16 protein-coding genes are annotated in these 18,774 nt (G+C 48.5%); 5 read left to right on the forward strand and 11 right to left on the reverse strand.

Annotation, left to right across the window (positions count from 1 at the left end):
- The 10 genes from NP603_RS18770 to NP603_RS18815 all read right to left on the reverse strand — a co-directional run.
- On the reverse strand, window positions 1-449 hold a 449-nt coding region (locus NP603_RS18770; RefSeq protein WP_256612389.1), incomplete at its 3' end, for an acyltransferase family protein.
- Window positions 450-766: 317 nt separating this feature from the next.
- Window positions 767-1,939, reverse strand: a complete 1,173-nt coding sequence (locus tag NP603_RS18775; protein WP_256612390.1) for a glycosyltransferase — start codon at window positions 1,937-1,939, stop codon at window positions 767-769.
- An 89-nt stretch (window positions 1,940-2,028) separates the two neighbouring features.
- A complete protein-coding gene (locus tag NP603_RS18780) occupies window positions 2,029-2,934 on the reverse strand; it encodes a DUF6625 family protein (protein ID WP_256612391.1) in 906 nt (301 codons plus the stop codon).
- Between the two features lie 200 nt (window positions 2,935-3,134).
- Window positions 3,135-4,265 (reverse strand): glycosyltransferase family 4 protein, encoded by a 1,131-nt coding sequence (locus NP603_RS18785; RefSeq protein ID WP_256612392.1) that lies wholly within the window; start codon window positions 4,263-4,265, stop codon window positions 3,135-3,137.
- Window positions 4,266-4,276: 11 nt separating this feature from the next.
- The gene (locus NP603_RS18790; RefSeq protein WP_256612393.1) at window positions 4,277-5,155 is read right to left on the reverse strand and encodes a glycosyltransferase family 2 protein; all 879 of its coding nucleotides are present in this window, start codon (window positions 5,153-5,155) and stop codon (window positions 4,277-4,279) included.
- A 177-nt stretch (window positions 5,156-5,332) separates the two neighbouring features.
- Window positions 5,333-6,292, reverse strand: a complete 960-nt coding sequence (locus NP603_RS18795; protein ID WP_256612394.1) for an O-antigen ligase family protein — start codon at window positions 6,290-6,292, stop codon at window positions 5,333-5,335.
- Between the two features lie 272 nt (window positions 6,293-6,564).
- Window positions 6,565-7,803, reverse strand: coding sequence for a glycosyltransferase (locus tag NP603_RS18800; RefSeq protein WP_256612395.1), 1,239 nt, complete (start codon window positions 7,801-7,803; stop codon window positions 6,565-6,567).
- Window positions 7,793-8,392 (reverse strand): acyltransferase, encoded by a 600-nt coding sequence (locus tag NP603_RS18805; RefSeq protein ID WP_256612397.1) that lies wholly within the window; start codon window positions 8,390-8,392, stop codon window positions 7,793-7,795. Before NP603_RS18805 ends, NP603_RS18800 begins: the two co-directional genes overlap by 11 nt.
- A gap of 7 nt (window positions 8,393-8,399) precedes the next feature.
- Window positions 8,400-9,491 (reverse strand): glycosyltransferase family protein, encoded by a 1,092-nt coding sequence (locus NP603_RS18810; RefSeq protein WP_256612398.1) that lies wholly within the window; start codon window positions 9,489-9,491, stop codon window positions 8,400-8,402.
- 3 nt (window positions 9,492-9,494) lie between these two features.
- Complete coding sequence (locus NP603_RS18815; protein ID WP_256612399.1) at window positions 9,495-10,976, reverse strand: lipopolysaccharide biosynthesis protein; 1,482 nt, start codon at window positions 10,974-10,976, stop codon at window positions 9,495-9,497.
- A gap of 240 nt (window positions 10,977-11,216) precedes the next feature.
- On the opposite strand from NP603_RS18815, the gene NP603_RS18820 reads away from it, so the two are divergent.
- Window positions 11,217-12,326 carry a VanZ family protein gene (locus tag NP603_RS18820; RefSeq protein ID WP_256612400.1) on the forward strand — a complete coding sequence of 370 codons (1,110 nt, stop codon included), beginning with the start codon at window positions 11,217-11,219 and terminating at the stop codon, window positions 12,324-12,326.
- A gap of 4 nt (window positions 12,327-12,330) precedes the next feature.
- Here the strand turns inward: NP603_RS18820 and NP603_RS18825 are convergent, their stop codons facing one another.
- Window positions 12,331-13,752: an undecaprenyl-phosphate glucose phosphotransferase gene (locus NP603_RS18825; protein WP_256612401.1), complete on the reverse strand. Its 1,422-nt coding sequence runs from the start codon at window positions 13,750-13,752 to the stop codon at window positions 12,331-12,333.
- A gap of 787 nt (window positions 13,753-14,539) precedes the next feature.
- Here NP603_RS18825 and pyrF point away from each other — a divergent pair.
- From pyrF to NP603_RS18845, 4 genes are all read left to right on the forward strand, one after another.
- Window positions 14,540-15,265, forward strand: coding sequence for an orotidine-5'-phosphate decarboxylase (gene pyrF, locus NP603_RS18830; RefSeq protein WP_256612402.1), 726 nt, complete (start codon window positions 14,540-14,542; stop codon window positions 15,263-15,265).
- A gap of 259 nt (window positions 15,266-15,524) precedes the next feature.
- Window positions 15,525-16,070: a shikimate kinase gene (locus NP603_RS18835; protein ID WP_256612403.1), complete on the forward strand. Its 546-nt coding sequence runs from the start codon at window positions 15,525-15,527 to the stop codon at window positions 16,068-16,070.
- Window positions 16,051-17,133 (forward strand): 3-dehydroquinate synthase, encoded by a 1,083-nt coding sequence (gene aroB / locus NP603_RS18840; protein ID WP_256612404.1) that lies wholly within the window; start codon window positions 16,051-16,053, stop codon window positions 17,131-17,133. The genes NP603_RS18835 and aroB overlap by 20 nt, the downstream gene beginning before the upstream one ends.
- Window positions 17,123-18,769, forward strand: a complete 1,647-nt coding sequence (locus tag NP603_RS18845) for an AAA family ATPase (protein ID WP_256612405.1) — start codon at window positions 17,123-17,125, stop codon at window positions 18,767-18,769. The genes aroB and NP603_RS18845 overlap by 11 nt, the downstream gene beginning before the upstream one ends.
- The last annotated feature ends 5 nt before the right edge of the window (window positions 18,770-18,774 follow it).

An 18,774-nucleotide genomic window follows, 5' to 3' on the forward strand; every position in this document is an offset into this window, starting at 1 on the left:
CACAAATAGAAGCGAAACTCGATCGCGATGGTCCAATATACACCATCTATGAAATTCTCGCCCAAGGGCCGTTGTAAAAAAGCAAAATTTGCAACCAATTGCCTCAGGCTTATTGGCTGATATTGAAAAATTAAAATAGCTGCGGAAGTTAATACGATCGCTAACCAATAGGTCGGGACGATTCTGGCCACACGTGACGCCAGGAATCCGCTAAACGTTCGCCCTTCGGCGCTGAGAGCTATTACAAAACCGCTGATAAGGAAAAACAGGTCTACTCCGAATCGACCGTATTCGAAAAACGCCAAATGCGGAAATTCGAAAATATTTCCGTATAAAACATTAAGCCGAGTATGAGCAGCATTGATGTCGGCAAAATAATGGAAACAAACCACAGAAATTGCCGCCAAAAACCGGTATCCATCTATAAGCTGTATATGTTGATTTGCCATGCTTAGGGAACCTTCGATTAATTCGCTACCGCGTATTTAGGACTCAATTAAATCAATGGCTTGCGCTGCTGTTTTTCTTGAAAACTGAATTAATCAGAGGTTCCTTAACCTTCCTAACGCGACCTACCGTTTAATGAACTGGCAAGATGTACCGGATAGACCAATGTCATTAAGTTAAGGATGGTAAGAGTGGACCATGCCCCCCCCCGATCAAACGCTTTCGTTCGCAGGCATGGCCTACTCCAACAGGATTTGAACAAGCCGATCTGTTCCTTAACTTAATGGCATTGCCGGATAGGCAGCATGCTCCATGTTGCTTAGTTTTTGCTAATAACCTCGTTATAGATAGCGGCTAACTGTGCGTAATTTATTTCAGCCGTATATTTTTCGCTATATGCCCGCTTGGCGTTTAGGCCCATACGAATTTGTTCCGCCGGATTCTCGAATAACCAACGCATCTTCTCCGCTAACTCTCCCGAATTACCGGGCTCGAACAACAGGCCGGTCTCTCCCTCCCGAATGATTTCCGCCAAACTCCCGACCCTGGAAGCAAGCACTGGCAAACCGTTAGCGAATGCTTCCAACAATACCATTGGAAAACCTTCGTACCATACTGAAGGCAGAATCAAAAATCCTGCCCGCTGCATCAACTCGTTAATCGCCCGTCCATTTTGAAAACCCAACAAATGCACGTTATTCAGGCCGGCAAAGCCATCACTTAACTCACCGCTTCCCACCACCGTCAAGACGCGGTCGCCGGTTATCGCGCCCCAAGCGCTAGCCAAAGTGCCAATACCTTTTTCTGGACTGAGTCGCCCGACATATAACGCCTGTTCGTGACAGCGTGCGCCACCGACAGAATCAGTATCTAACGGCGGAGCGATAACGAAGTTAGGTTTAACGCTAATCTTATCTGCGGGGAATCCGGCTTGCACGAATTTACCTTTTGCAAAATCCGTTAATGCAATAAAGCGGTCGACTTTAGTGCTCCAGGTTTCCAGGGTTCTGTGGCGCGAAACCATGTGAGCTACAACTAAACTACCCAATCGGGAATTACGGTAACAACCGTACAAAGCCGCCTGATACGGTGTGCCATCAATGCATTGCTCGCAAATTTTACCTGCACGCATTAAAAAAGCACCCGGACAAATCAGCCGGTAATTGTGTAAAGTTTGAACGACGGGAATACCATTATTTCGGCAAGCATCGTAGATCGAAGGACTGATTTGAGGGAAGAAATTGTGCACATGAACCAGATCCGGATTTAAGCTGCGCAACAGCGCATCTGCGGCGGTTAAACTGGCTTTAGAATAACAAGTCGATAATGCCACTTTAATTTTTCCGCTCAGCCCGCCAGACAGAGCGCTATTGTCGACATTCCACTTCTCGACTACATGGCCATGATGGGCCAACAGTTCCGTTTCGGCGTCAACGACACTATCTTCGCCCCCGGCTTGCTGGTAACGGTTATGAACAATCAGAATTTTCATTTTGACCACGCAACCAAAGAATGAGGCATATTTAGCAAAAAAATCCGCTCCGATACTATTGCCATTTTCGAAAAATCACTCGATAAGCCTCATTTCAGCCCAGTCAACCTGGACAACGCACGCGGTAGAAAGAAACGTTTGAGATGAGCCAGATTCGGCAGAAAGCAACAGATTCTAAATATCCAAGCCGATAAATCGCCCCGATTTTCAAAAAAACCGAATTGGTTAATAAATATTCCTTGAGAAGCATCTAAATCGCCATAAGACTCCGCCATTGCCCTTTTTTGCAAATGAATATAAACGAACTCTCTTCGGCTACCGTCTGGAGATATACAATATAATTTTCCTTGTTGCCAAAAAAAATATTGCCCCAAACGATTTAGGTGCGATGTCATATGCAAAAAGGCCGATCTAGGCGCGATGTCAGCTATTAATTCATCCCGAAAAACAGGCAATTCCAAACCCGCGAATATCGCATCTATTCCGTTGGTCTCGTCAAAATTACAAAACTCCGGAATTGTAAAAATCTTTCGAAAATCCAAACGGGCCCGGCCTTTCCTATATATCGCATTGATTTCGACTGTATTTTTATATAAAGTCATATGCCCTCTACGAAAAATCTTGACATAATCTTGGCTAGCAGCCGCTGCTAACAAGGGGCTTAAATCGCCAAACACCATATCAAAATCGCAATGCCCCCACCAATCATAACCGTCGAAGTATTCCGCTAATAGTTCGCCATACGCTGGTTGAAAATCTGTTAGCTTATATGGCGAATCCAGTGCGAGCGTAAAATCGAAACTAGCTTGAAATCTTTCCTTTAACTCACTAAACCCTGCTCTGACAATCCGGAGATTAGGCGGCAGTTGGAATTTAATCTCAAAATCCACCAAAAATAAAAAATCGATCTTGGGATTATGAGCGCACGACCTGATGAACAGATCGAAGTATGCAGGGCATCTGCCGAAATAGATATTAGCTATTATTAGCTTCATATAAAATCCTACATCTGTTAAATATCGTACCAGCCTACTATTGCGTGCGCCGTTAATACCGACGTTCCGGGGCACTCGCAGGCTGGCTTTGTCGAAGTCCTTGATCGTGGCCCGACCCGCCCCTACCATCCTTAACTTAACAAAACCGTATTAAGGCGGACGGGTATTAAATTTCAAAAGGCCGGAACAATAGGGTTGCGCTAAGCCGATCCCAGATATCGCAATATGCCATCGACAAAGTTCGACGCCATGTTTTCGATCGAAAACCGCGCACTGCTTTCCAATGCACCTTTCTTTAACACCGACAACAGCGCACCATCCCCGAAACATTGACATACGGCCGCCGAGTAAACCTTAATATCGGGCGCGGTAATCATGCCGTTAATCCCATGTTCGAGATATTCTATTTCCGGACTATGATTCGGTATGTCGGTAGTTAATAACGGCAAGCCGGCACTGAAAGCATCCAGAATTGCCAGCCCAACCAAGCCAGGACATAGAAATACCTCCGCCACTCGAAAAATCAGAGCCTTATCCGCTCCGAACAAAGGACCGAGATACTTGATAAACTCATATTGGCGAGAGTAGTCCTCAACCAGCTTACGGTCGACTCCATCACCAACCACCAATAGTATAAAGTCGGATTTGACTTCTTTGACGGCAATTGCGGCATCCAGCAAGAACCGCAGTTTTTTATCCGAGTATAGGCCACCACAGTACAAACCAACTCTCGCGCTGCGCGGAATTTTCAAACGTACTTTTAAATCGTCGACAGCTCCGCCACTATGAGCAGCCAAATCTTCCTTGAAACATGACGTGTCGATGCTATTGTTTAAAATAGTTATTTTGGCTTTCGGATAACCTAATCCCGCAATATATTCAGCAACCCCACTTGTGTAAGCAAACCACCAATCTACCTGAGTCGAAAGAATTTTCTTGATTCTCTCTCTAAAACTATGTGGATCGCCTTGCCGGTTTTGGCCGTGCCCCCAATACGCAAAACGCTTGCACCCCAACCAATGCATCAGCATTAGCAGATAATTATGAAAATGTTTATTGGCCTGCTCGGTTATCACGAAATCCGCCCAGACAATATGACGGACAGCGCTAGGCAGAATATGTAACTTGCCGCTGAACAACCAGAGACTGTGATCGACCACGCAGTATCCGCTACTAACTAGCACATTGTCGCCCTTATTGCGTTCATGAACAGGCGGGGTTCCACACACAACCCTTAATTCATGGCCTGATTGCCCCAGCATTTCCCCCATCAACTCAAACAACGGCATCCGATATTGCTTTAACATCGGTTGGAATATCAATATTTTCATAATATTAAGCGTTATGCAGCCTGACCCTTAGCGAATATTAGATGCATGAAATAACCGGAAATAACTCTAGCCAAATCCACAGTAATATAGATAGGAAACAGTAGTCTTGGACAATTATTCCACCCAAACCACCAACGGGCCTTTATATTCGCCGGAGAACGAATACTCGTAAAGTAATCGAATACGCGTTTTGCCGATAATTGGCTACGCAATGTAGCCATTCCGGTCACATCTACGTGGGAGTAGACTTTGCAATTCCGACAGCTCAGAACACTATATCCAGCCCTTCTGGCTTTATGGCTGAAATCATAATCCGCACCGTAATGCGGCAAATGTACTTCATCGTACAATCCCAACTCCCTAAAAACGGCTACAGGAAATAATGTTCCTCGCCCCGAAGCATGCGTAACAGAAACGACATCGACGTCATCTGGCAAATGGTCCTTTTCGAAACTAACGGGAATCGATTTCGCGGTCAACCAGTTTTGCCGGAATCCTGACGATAAAGGCTTGCCGCTTTTAATGTCGTGCGGAACAGACGTTAACACCGCCCTTGGATATTTAATAACCAATTTAGCGAATTCAGCCAAATAATCACGGGGGATTTCTGTATCATTATTCAATGTCAACAGATAATCTTCAGCAGATGCATTTTCCAATATGTAATTTACACAGACATTTATAGCTCCAGTCCACCACAAACTGCTAGCTGCCGGAATTACAATAACTTCTGGATATCTTCTTCGAATCAAATCCTCGGTACCATCCGTCGAACCATGATCACAAATTACAACAGAGAAATTCCGATTGCTCTGCCCTATTAAACTCTCTAGGCATTTGATCGTAAAGTTGACTCGATTAAAAACAGGAATACAAACCCATATCTTCATAATGTGACATTTAATAGAATATTTTTTGCTTAAGACGATTAGACTTAGCTGGTTGTTGAAAAACAGTTGCGTGGACGTTAGCGTGGTGGCAAATTGGCTAAATATTGTGATTGAACAAAGCATTAACCACTAGATATAGACCGCCTACCGCGCTAAATATAGAAAATCAACTACCTGTTAGACGGCTTTACGAAGTTTATCAATATTATTTACCGACACAACCAGAAAAGAACTAATTAGCATAAACATCAAATTAAGACCGTTTAATCCTCTAAGGTAAGACGATTCCGCCAAATTATGAACCAAAATCCCTAAAAATCCGGTTGCCAAAAAGGCAAAAAGAGCAGGATTTGCTGCTTTAATTATCAATAAATTCCGAAAGTTTTTTAATATAATCAAAAGAAGCATAGCCATGGCAACTATGCCACCCTTAGTGATGACCTCGATATAGCCATTATGCAAATGCGACATTCTAATCCCGTATTTTTTTGTCAACCCATCAAGATTATCAAAACCGTGCCCAACTAAAGGGCTATCAGTAAATGACTGTATCCCACGCTCCCATAATGCGGACCTTCCAGTAAAAGTCGTATCGCGCCCACTAGTTGCCAGAGACTTATTAACTATTTCTTCGCTGTTCATATAAAAAGTTGTCATTACCAGCCCCCCTAATCCAACACCAACAAACAGCACAGCTTTAACCGACGCACTGGCACGCCCAAACAATTTAAAATAAATCATCGAAATTATAGCCACCAAAGAGGCTACAATACTTGTCATGCTATCAGCTTTTAAAACAACATAAGCAGAGGCGACTATTGAAAACGCTGCGACAGACCTCCTTAGCAACCCCCACCCCCCCTTAGTAAAAAACAAATTCACACCGCACCAAATTGAAATCAATACCAAACCACCCAACTTATTGGGGTGATCGGTAATACCTATCCACCGAACCTTTGCAAAGTCTGACGAGTTTATTCCCAATTTAGGATATTTTAAAGCCACGAAAATACTAGCTAATACCATAATTAATGCTAGCGTAAATAACCAGGAGAGAAATTGATTGTGCCTATCATAGAAGGCTAACGCTGTAATGATCGCAATCAGCAACGACGACAGCAAAAATATGAATATCATCAAGGTTGCCTTGGGATCAGTCGACCAAGCAGACGACAAAAGAACGTAGAAAATCAAGCATATAAACAATTTGCTTTTATTCAAAACATCAATAACAATCCTGAAATTTATAAAAAAAAGAACGAAGGTACAAAAAATAAAAACCCGGTGTAAAGGGAGCCTATCCGCACCTCCGCTCATGGTGATGTCTATTCCGAAGTAGTCCCAGAATATGTAACTGAAAAAAACCAAAGCCGTAGCCGTTCTATACTTAAATTCTCTCGTGCCAGCGTTCATATTCTCAATATGTTACGATACTCTTCAATTGTTTTCTCAGCGTTTATATCTGCATTATAGGTCTGCCGAGTATTTTGGTACATTAAGCCAATTTTATCGGCATGACTATCGCCTAGAGCTATATTTAGCTTTCTTGCCCAATCTGCTTCGTCATTTGTCGCAGCCAAAAAACCTGCCTCACCATTCAGCACCATTTCTCTGGTACCATCGATATCGCTGGTAATAATTAGCTTTTTCATTGCCCCAGCCTCTAAAATCGGCCGGGCGAAATGCGGTTCAGTAAACGGGGCGGCTATAATATCCACTTCGGCAATATAATTGGCGATGTCGAAAATTACCCCTGGAAAAAATACTCGCTCCTGCAAACCATTGCGATCAATTATCTCCTGGATTTGCAGTCGCAAGTTTTTCTTGCCAGTTAATATGCGTAACACATTCCGGAGCCGACTTTGGTCGGCGATTCTCTCACCTTCTCCGAACAACACTAACACAGCCTCAGGATGCATATCCTTTATATTAGCGAAAGCCTTTAGCAATGTCAGCGCACCTTTGGCGGGTGTATTCCAACCCAACATGGCGATTATCTTAGACTTCTCGGCGATGCCCAGTTTTTTACGTAAATTGACTGGCTCGACTTTTTCGGGATTAAACTTGTCGAAATTGACAAAATTGGGAATTACTACGCCGCGTTTTTCAGGTTTAACTCGATTCAACTCGGAGTCGCACAGAGCTATTACCACATCGGCGCAGCTTGAAATGATTTTCCTAAAAACTCGATAGCGGAGTTTGAAGTTTCCATACTCAAGAAAGTCTCGCATGTGCCATACCAACGGCACACCCATTGACTTAGTGGCAAGGCCCTCAGCAATCAAAACCGATGAATTGAGATGCACAATATCCGGACGTTCAAAAGCTATTATTTTTTTCATCTCATAATAACTTGGCAGAAGTTTCATATAATGCCTAACGTACACTTTGATATTGTGATAGAACTTGGCGCTTAATGGATTCAATGATTGGTTTTCTATGGTGCAGTGGGGGAGTTTACCGAGCGCGGTATTTATCTTGCATTGGATCCCTGCTTTCCGGTAAAACTCGACTGCCGGACCGTCGGTTATGAAATAAACGACGATATCATATTCTTTCCGCACAAACTCTAACAGATAAAACAAACTCATCGGAGCACCGCCGTTGGCTCCCGAATGTTGCACGTAAAGTATTTTTTTATCCAACATTGCCAATTTCCTTAGCAGGACTTCCCGCAACTATTTTAGATTCCGCAACTGCCTTAACCACTACCGATCCAGCACCAACAATGCTATTACGGCCGATATTGACACCTTTAGTTATTATCGAATTCGCGCCTATAAAAACATTGTCATCAACCATTACAGGTTTTGCCGCTATTTTTTCGTGATCGCCACAATACCGTCTGTTTATCGGATTCTTTGTGTGAAAATCCGTGTCGAAAAGTAAAACATTCGCTCCTATTAGCGCACTTTTACCGATAGAGACACTGATTGCAGCACATATGGCAGACCCACTAAGCCCGCTATCGTCACCAATTTTTAATTCAGCACCCGTCCTTAAGGTCCTCAAAATAACCGGATGATTTACTCCCAGGGCGGTGTATCTGGAATCCGAACACAATACTACACGATCGCCAATCACGATCCTGGAACCCGGAGCCCTCGAAATAATTGGCAACCCGTAAAATGTGCAGCCCCTTCCTATTTCTACTCCATGCATTTTGGCTAGTCCGTAGCCCATTACTCTCCAATATGTTATTTGTAGTTTATTAATACCCTTGAGGAATATACTCATTCTTAAGTTACTTCGCTAAATATGATGTCAACGGATCATTAGGAAAAGAGGTGTTTTCATGTTTATAAGCCCAAATGCCTTGCAGTACATTAACCAATATTTCCATTCTATGCCGTTGCGTATGATGCGCCCGTACAAACCGCGCAGCGTTCATTCCTATTTCTTCGCGTCGCTGATCCGGTAGCGATAATAGCCACTTAACTTTATCCACCGCTTGTTGCGGCGTTTTAAAATAATGGCAATGCTCGCCGTCTTTCAAGATCTGGTCGAATTTAGGCGAATAACCGGAAACATAAGGAATGCCGGTGGCAATGGTATTGAATGGCCGATTCGATTCGTAATACTCGATATCGCTAAATTGAGGAATGCCTATCGCGACTTTGGATTTATTGTATGCATCAACTTGCTTGAAAAAGTCTATCGGACCGCGCGCGCATGAGAATTTTTCCCAGCCTTTTCCGTACAATGCGAATTTGTCGCCAAACTCCTCTTCCAACGCGCCGATCAAAGCCGGCCTTGACTTAGCTCCCGGTGCAGAAGCAAAAGGACGGCGAGACTTCCAATGATTAGCGATCATTACCAAGTCGTTCTCGTAATTACCTTCTGTTCGACCAAGATCACCAAACGAAACTTCATCGTAGCCATGAGGTAAAAGATAGACGTGGCTCGCACCCTTTCTTTTCAGGTATTCCGCCACGCGGCCCAATCCGGAATTGAAACAAACGTCGGTATATTTGATCAGGCTTAGCAAGCACTTCGGGTAAGGCACCACCCAGAAATTACCGAATGGGTCGCCGTTTTCGTTGCAAATTGCCGGCTTGGAAGGCAGGTTTTTAATCTGCCGCATAATTTCCTCATTTAAATGCCCACCCCAAAGCCCGTGCCAATATATGGCGTCGGCAGCAAATTCTCTGGCGATATCGAGCACTTTCTGCGCCATTTCGTCCCAACCATTTTGGCGGCCGTATATACGATAGGAGAAAATTTCCAGCGCTTCCAGTCTTCCTTCATCAAGCATATCGGCGAAAATTTTGCGTCTGGCGCGCTGATCGCCTTCGACGTTTTCAACTGGCAAATATAAAAGCTTTAGTTTTTTCATAGTCTAATATCCATTTTTTAAAAGCCTGCTAATTTTCGCTAATCTGGAACTGGCCGAACGAGCCTCTACAAAACTTCGCAAGATAACTCTAAAATATTTAGCCGGACCAATTACCGTAAATATAAAAAAGCCGATCGCGCCTATTAAAATTTGTAGCGGCAATAACTGAAACGCATTAAGGCCATCCAGTTGCCTAGAAAGTAAATATATTAAAGCCGAAATCCAGGCGCCGGCCACTAGCTGGGAGGCCAATATTTTGAAGCTAAGCCCAAAACGGATGTCCAACTTAACATTTAAAATACAGATATAAATTATAAACCGAAGCCAATAATAAGCAGCCAACACCAGTAAAATAGACATAATCTGACCGTTCAGCGCGAAAAACAGCATGCCTGGGATCAGCAATATCAGTAAATAGGCTTGTAGCCGTATTTGCAGCGACAAAGCCCCCAGAGCGCTACATGCGGTAGCGGCAACGCTTGCCAGCATTTCTACCGGTACGAATATCGCCGACAATTGCACAAAGGTAACCGCACTTTGCCAATTCGATCCAAGCATTACTTCAACCAATTGGGCTGCAGCAGCATACATCCCCCCACCTACCGGTATCAGAAAAAATCCAGTTACCGCTAAACTTTTCAAATATAGCTCCCGGAACTGAACTTTATCATGTTGACATTTTGAATATGCCGGCAATAGTACCCTGGTTATTGATACCAGCAAGTTATATGATGGCATTGAAATTAGGTTTCTACTTCTATTCCATAGCCCCAGCTCCGCCGACGGGAAAAACTTTCCTACCAAAATATGGTCTATATTCGAGCCGACGAAGGTCATAAAACTTGCAATCGAATAGCCTCCCCCATACTTTATAATATGCTTATAATCCGACAACCTGAACGTAATCCTCAGGGAATGCCGTGTTTTTGCATACGCTGCCACTAGAAGAAGAAAGGTCTGGGTCAAGTAAGCGGCGGATAGACTAAAGACACCAAATTCATAATATGCCAAAGCCACACCAATAAAGCCATTGCCTATCAAATACGTAACTGTTTCGGCCATAGACAAATATTTGAACTGCATATTTCTCTTCAACAACCCGGTAGAAGTTGCAGACGCACCTATTAGAACAAAATTTACGGCCAGCAGCTCAATAACAGGTACTAGTTTTGGAGCCTGAAAAAACTCCGCTAACGGTTCCGCAAGCAGAAATGTGGCTATAAAAAAAAATAGACCTGATACAAATGAAAACCAAAATGAAGCCTCTATATCCGAACGGGTTATTTCCGACTTTTGTTGTATGGCAGCAGCTAGACCAAAATCGGAAAAATAGCCACCAACTTTAACCGTCGTTAATGCCAATGCCATTAATCCGAATTCTTCTGGAACAAGAAGTCTAGCCATTATGGCCAATACTGCCAACTGTAGTACGCCCTTAAACAGGGCCCCCAAATAATTCCATTTAATACTATGTAATATACTCATTTAATTTTTTGGAAGTGTCCTTCTCTTTTGGAGCAAAATCGATGTCGCGCTATATAATCAAACTACGTGGCCGCTTTCGGCCATCCTGCCTGACTATTAGCGGTTTAGCTATTCACCCTTCGAAGCGCTTAGGGCGACCGCTTACACATCAACCTTACGGCATTAACCTATATTTCATTGGATTTGAAATTATCTTTTTTCATCAATTAAATTTAACTCGAATCCAAAAAAGGCTAACACATGTTTTTTAAAAGCATCACTATTGTTTTTATTTGCATAATAACAATCTGTTTTTTTAATTATTTTCCGCAGTTTATATATTCGGATGCCGAATTATTAACCAATCCAAGCTTTAGCGATGGCCTTTCCAGTTGGGTACCGTCAAAAACCGGCGTAAAAATACAAGCTATACCAGAAATCGGTACAAGTAACTCCTCGAATTTAGGCACACCATCCGAACTAAGTGCCGTTCTTTTCGCCCAAAGCTTCGAACACGCCATTACCCTTGGACAATTTATTCCACCTGTATCCGCTGGGTCATTACTACATTTAAGCGCCTACACCAAAACCATTGATGTCACCGACGGCAAGCGCCCGTGGGAAACCGCTCGAATTGTGCTCCTAGCCTATGACCGATTCGGCAAACCAATGTACAACCACCCGCATCTGTTAGTCGCGCAAAACGGCACGTCGGATTGGACTCGTCACGAGCAGGTTTTTCGCGTTGCCGAAAATACCGGCAAACTACAACTGCTCATTCAATTAATTCATGCCGAAGGCCAATTCTTTGTCAAAACGCTTAGCTTGCGCCCGGTGGTCGCCAATTCCGAATTTGCGAGTTACCGAGCCTGGTTTATCGCAGTTTGGACATTTCTGGCACTTTGGATTGGCGCACCATTTCTCCGCAGAGCGTCCACCAACCGCAGCGATGCGTTGATTCTGCTAATTGCGCTCGGCATTTTAGCCGGCGTTTCCATGCCGCAATCGTTAAAGCAGACCATCGGCGACATAATCTCACCTTCGGCGGATTTTGGGTCCAATATCGAACACGCCAATGCGCTAAGCATCTTTCAATTCACTTTTTCCATACCCGAACTCGATATATACAAATACGGCCACTTCGCTATGTTCACATTGCTTGCTGCGGCGGCAAACAGACGCTCGTCGGTTAAGCTACCGACTTTACAAAAGCTCTTTCTCATAACTTTATTCGCCTTTGCCTCCGAAGTACTGCAGCTGTTTGTTCCGGGACGTGGCCCCCAAGTCGGAGATATTCTGATCGACACCGCAGGCATAATAACGGGCTTGGCTTGGTCGACTTTTTGCGCCTGGCAACTCAATAAACGTTAACGCTTCAATACGCCTGCTGCCCAATAAAGCCCTTGAATATCGTGATAATCACGATCTTGATATCCAAAATCACCGACCAGTTGCGGATGTATTCCAAGTCGTGGTGGATGCGGGCTTCCATTTTGTCGATGGTCTCGGTTTCGCCGCGGCAGCCGCTTATTTGGGCCAGGCCGGTAATGCCCGGTTTCATTTTGTGGCGCAGCATGTAGCCCTGGATTCGCTTGCGGTAGTATTCGTTATGGGCGATGGCGTGCGGGCGCGGGCCGACTACGGACATGGTGCCGGCCAGCACGTTCAGAAATTGCGGCAGTTCGTCCAGCGAGGTGCGGCGCAGGAAGCCGCCGAGGGGTGTGACCCTGCTGTCGTTAGCCGTGGCTTGTTTGACATTGTCGCCGTTTTCGCACACCGTCATCGACCTGAACTTCCAGACTTCGATCGGTTCGCCTTTCACGCCGTAACGCAGTTGTTTGAAAATCACCGGCCCCGGCGAGGTCAGTTTGATCGCGATGGCGATGAGCAGCATCGGGATAGCGATGAGCGGCAGAATGACCGCGCACAGCAATAAATCTTCCAGGCGCTTGGCGGCGCCGTCCAGCGACGAATTCAACGGCGTGTCGAATACGCTGACCACCGGAATTCCTTTGACGCTGCTAAGTTTGGATTGCATCAGGTTGAACGTGAAAAAATCCGGCACGATATTGACCGACACGGTGCTGTCGGCCAGTTCCTGCACCAGTTGGTTGATGCGTTTTTCCGCGCGTAACGGCAGCGTGATGTAGATATGGTCGATTTCGCCATGCTTGGCCCGGTCCAACAGTTCCTTGAAGTCGCCGATGATGTTATCGACCATGTCTTCCTGTTCCCGACGCTGCTTGTTTTCGATCCGGTCGTCGAAAAAGCCGATGAACTGATACCCCAGCCAGGGCATTTCGGCCAGCGCGACGTTCAGGCGCCGGCCCAGGGAGTTACCGCCCAGGATGGCGTAGGTGCGGGTATTGAGGCCGTGGCGGCGCAGATAGGACAAGGCCGATCGGCGTAGGGTATGCAGCACGATGATGCTGAGCGGCGCCAACGGCAGCCAAAGTTCCATCACCTCGCGGGAATATTCGAATCCGAAATCGAATACGAAAAAGCCGCCGGCAACCAAGGCAAAGGCGAGAATCCAGGACAGCAAAATACGGATCGCATCGTCGAACATCGGATCGCCGCGCCAGCCGTGATATATCTCCTGATGCTCGGCAAAAATACCGAACAGCACGGTGCAGACGATGAACAACCCCAGATATTCTTTGCCGAACGGCTCACGGTAGACAAATAACGACAAGTAAAGCGTGACGAAGATCAGCGCGGTATCGGTCGCACGCTTTATGCTTTGCAATTCTGGCCGTAGCGGCCGGATAAATCCTTTTGGACGATACTGAGTCATATCAAATTTACTGATTTAGCCAAGTTAACTTCACGTGTCTGCCTGAATTATAGAACCATACACCCGGCTTATTTCGGCTTAATGAAAGCTTAATAAGTTAGGCGACGTTTCTTGCTCGCTCTGCAGGCCGCTGATTTGCCGGGCCGTTTGCGGTTTAAGCCCTAGGCGGACGCCTTGGGAACCGCAATCTCCTTGTAGTTTTTTGCGCCCTCGCCAATGAGGGATGCGTTTTTTATGAGGACCGACGGGATCGGTTAACGGCAATGTTAGCCGCACTCCGTCGAAAAGGTTATAAACGCTAACCGGGGCTGCGTCCAGTCCAAACTTGCGCGGCAATCTCGGCCGGCTGCCGTTGGCGGCAGCAAAAATTGTAATTATTCGGCGCGAAGCGCTATAGCTCCTCTCCAGCGGGGAGGGTAGGGTGGGGGAAGTCAAAACCAGGCATTTTGCCCGTTTCCCTCCCACCCCCGCCCTGAATGCCGTCAAGTTAAGGCTTAACCGTTCGCCTTTATGCCCAGTGGGCACTGAGCGTAAGGCTTAACCGTTCGCCTTTATGCCCAGTGGGCACTGAGCGTGTCGAAGGGTGAAGCGTCAATCCGATCATGGTTCGACAGGCTCACCACGAACGGCTTAACTTAACGCCATTGCCCCCCACCTTCTTTCGCTGGCGAGGGAGTGAACCGCCTGTTTTTTGGCGGATGCTGAATAGTCACCAAAAATTTAGGATTGGCAGCCTTCTTCTGTTATTTTTTAGCGTTTTTAGAACTACCTCAGCCAATAGCCATCCATGAGCAATTCTTTCGTTTCAAAAAAACCCATTCCGGTCCGCGACCGTCTGATCATGGCGCTGGATGTCGCCAGCATCGCCGAAGCCCAAGCCCTGGTCGAAGAACTCGGCGACGCGGTGGTTTTTTATAAGGTCGGCATGGAATTGTTCATGTCCGGCGATTATTTCGGCTTCATCGAGTGGTTGAAGGCGCGCGACAAAAAAGTCTTTGTCGACCTGAAATTCTTCGACATTCCGGCCACGGTCGGCCGGGCGATCAAGGCCCTGAGCAATAAGGGCGTAGATTTGGCGACGATACACGGCAACGATTCGATCATGGAAGCCGCCGCCGCCGCCAAAGGCGACCTGAAAGTGCTGGCCGTGACGGCATTGACCAGCCTGGACCGCGGCGACCTGGACGACCTCGGTTTCCAATGCGACGTCAAAGAATTGGTGTTGTCGCGGGCTAAGCGGGCACTGCAAATCGGTTGCGACGGCATCGTCTCGTCCGGTCTGGAAGTGGCGATGATCCGGGAACAGCTCGGCGAAAAACTGCTGGTCATCACCCCCGGCATCCGTCCGGTCGACAACCGCGAAGACGACGACCAAAAGCGTGCGGTCAGCGTCGAACAGGCCATCCAAAACGGTGCGGATTACATCGTCGTCGGCCGCCCGATCCGCGATGCCGCCGACCGTAAGGCGATGGCGGAAAAAATTCAGGGGCAAATCGCGGCGCAATTCGCATAAGCTTTGGCGCCGGCTTGCCCCTGCCGCGGAACGATAGCCAATGTCGTTCAATTAAAAAGCGGTAGGAGCGGGCCCTGACCGCGATCAAACACCTTCGGTCGCAGGCATGGCCTGCTCCTACAGAAAAGACATTAGGACGATAACCGGGGATTTAGGGCCTGCATAGGCCCGATGCCCGCCAAGCGCATCTTAAAATTTCACTCGCCGGCAAAAGTGGGCATAATGCTCCGGTTTTTTAGTGCGCAGACCCAGCCATGCAATGAAACCAGCGGCCAACATTTATCTGATCGGTTTGATGGGCGTCGGCAAGACCACCATCGGCAAACAGCTCGCCAAAGCGTTGCAGTGGCCGTTCTACGACAGCGACAAGGTGATCGAGGAATGCACCGGGGTCGATATCCCGACCATTTTTTCCTACGAGGGCGAAGAGGGCTTCCGCTTGCGCGAGCAGGCGGTGATCCATCATTTGTCGATGAAGCAGGGCATCGTCATGGCCACCGGCGGCGGCGCCGTGATCAAACCGGAAAACCGCCAAGCCTTGATCGAAAACGGTTTCGTGGTCTATTTGCAATGTTCGATCGACAAAATACTGCACCGCACCAAACACGATACGCAACGGCCGTTGCTGCGCACCGAAAATCCGCGCCTGCGCTTGCAAACCTTGCTGGCCGAGCGCGACCCTTTATACAGTGCGTGCGCCGATTTCAAAATCGATTCCGGCGTCCTGCCCACCAAAACCGTCGTCAAAACCATCTTGCAGCAATACCGGGCTGCTCTGGAAGACCATGAAAGAATTGCGAGTTGATTTAGGCCAGCAACGCAGCTACCCGATCTATATCGGTTCCACGCTGCTGGAACAACCCGAGCTATTGCGCCGGCACATCTTGGCCAAACAAGTGCTGGTCGTCACTAACGAAACGATCGCACCGTTATACCTAGGCAAAGTACTGGCAGGCTTGACCGATTATCAAACCGAGGCCGTGATACTGCCGGACGGCGAACAATACAAAACCCTGCACTATCTGGAAAAAATCTTCGACGGCTTGCTAGCCAGCAAATTTAGCCGCAACGCCACGTTGATCGCGCTGGGCGGCGGCGTGATCGGCGACATGGGCGGCTTTGCCGCGGCCTGTTACCAGCGCGGCATCGCTTTCATCCAGATTCCGACCACGTTATTGGCGCAAGTCGATTCGTCGGTTGGCGGCAAGACCGGCGTCAACCACCCGCTGGGCAAAAACATGATCGGCGCCTTCTACCAGCCGCAATGCGTGATCGCCGACGCCGACGTGCTCGATACATTGGACGACCGCCAATTGTCGGCCGGACTGGCTGAAGTCATCAAGTACGGCTTGATCCGCGACCCGGAATTTTTGCAGTGGCTGGAAGCCAACTTGCCGCAATTGCTGGCCCGCGACAAAGCCGCATTGGCCTATGCCATCGAACGCTCCTGCATCAACAAAGCCGAGGTGGTCGGCGAAGACGAATTCGAATCCGGCGTGCGCGCCACATTGAACCTGGGCCACACCTTCGGTCATGCCATCGAAACCGGCTGCGGTTACGGCCAATACCTGCACGGCGAGGCAGTCGCGATCGGCACCTGCTTCGCCGCCGATTTGTCGCGCCGCCTGGGCTGGCTTAACGATGCCGACGTGGCGCGGATCGTCGCCGTCTTCAAAGCCGCAAAACTACCGGTGACGCCGCCGGCCGAGATGACCAGCGAGCAATACGTCGATTTGATGTCGGTCGACAAGAAAAACGTCGACGGCAAGATTCGGGTGATTTTATTGGAAGCGGTCGGTAAGGCGTCGTTGCCGGTCAACGTCGATTTGGCTCAGTTGCAAGCCACGTTAAACGGCTATGCTGGATAACGACGACCTGACCTACAGCTACCAACGCCGCTCGGTCAACAACAGCCCCGAGCGCGCGCTGATCACGCTGGAGCGTTCGCAAAAACTCGACTTGCTGGTGCATTTGCTGGCGAACCTGCAGCAGTCGCTGATCGTCTGCGGCCCGGACGGGATCGGCAAATCCACGCTGCTGGAAACCGTCCGCCAAAATCGCAAGGACCTGTGGGACATCGTGTTGTTACGGGCCACGCCGAACTCGAGTTTCGAAAGCTTGGTTATCGAATTGCTGCGCGGTTTGAATCTGAAAACCGCATCCGCTTTCGACATCAACGCGTTGCGCGACGCCTGCGCCCGGCAAAAAGTGGTGCTGCTGGTCGACGACGCCGGCGAGCTCGGTCCCGGTTTGCTGACCATGCTGATCGAATTGGCCGATTCGATTCCGGGCCTGCGTCTGGTGTTCGCGATGAACCACGACCAATTTCATATCAAGAGCGGTACCGACAAAGTGGTCGAGGAATGCCACTTCATCGAATTACCGCCATTGAACCGAAAACAATGCGGCGAATATCTGCAAAATTTGTCGGCGCAACCCGGCGCGGTGCTGTCGTTCAATGCCGTCACCGATAGCCTGGTCGAACAGGTGTATCGCGACACCCACGGCATTCCGGGCAAGATTCTGGCCGAATTGCCTAAGCTAGCCCACTACCAAAGCCGCAAAACCGCCCGGACCGGGCTGTGGCTGGGCATCGCCGCGATTGCGGCCGGAGCCGGTTATGTCGCGCTCAATCTGTTGCCGTCAGAACAAATGCCGCCGCCGCTCCCGACGCCGAGTGCCTTGCCCGAGCCGGCCAACCCGGTCGAGCCGTCTACGCCAACAGCAGCAGCCGATCCGGCTCCGCTAGCGATGCAGCAGGACGATACACAGCCGCAAACAACCGCACCGGCAATCCCGGCTGCCGCAGCACCGGCCCAAGCTCCTGCTCCTGCTCCTGCTCCTGCTCCTGCTCCTGCTCCTGCTCCTGCTCCTGCTCCCGCTCAAGCTCAAGCTCAAGCTCAAGCTCAAGCTCAAGCTCCCGCTGCGGCTCCGACACCCGCTCAAGCCCAGACGCCGGCCGCATCCGTTGCACCAGCCGCACCCGCCCCGACGCCAACCAAAACCGAAACGCCAGCGGCAGACGCGCAAAACCAGAACGCCGAAGCGGCGACTACCGCACCGGTTCCCGCAGATGTCGCAGCAAAGCCAACCCCAACCGAACCCGCCGGCGCCAAGGCAAGCACCGAGCCAGTGCCCACGCCTGCCGCTACGGCAACGCCGCCGGCTCCGGCAAAACCGGCCGAACGCAAACCCGGCAAACCGATCTCGGACGGCGGCGACTACGATTGGATCATGGCCCAGCCGCCGAATAACTTTACCCTGCAGGTCATGGTGCTGTCCGACAAGGCCGCCGTCAGCCGCTTTCTGAAAAAATACGCCGACTACCGCGATGCGTTAACCTACTATCCGATTAACAAAGGCGAGCAAGAAAAATACGTGCTGATTTACGGCTCGTTTGCCACGGCCGCCGAGGCGCAACAATTCAAGGCAGTCATGCCCAACGAATTCAAACAGGCGCTGGAAAAACGCTTTCGTGCCGTGCAAAAAGAAAGCCGCCGCTGATTCAT

The organism is Methylomonas aurea (assembly GCF_024505045.1).
Classification (GTDB): Bacteria; Pseudomonadota; Gammaproteobacteria; order Methylococcales; family Methylomonadaceae; genus Methylomonas; species Methylomonas aurea.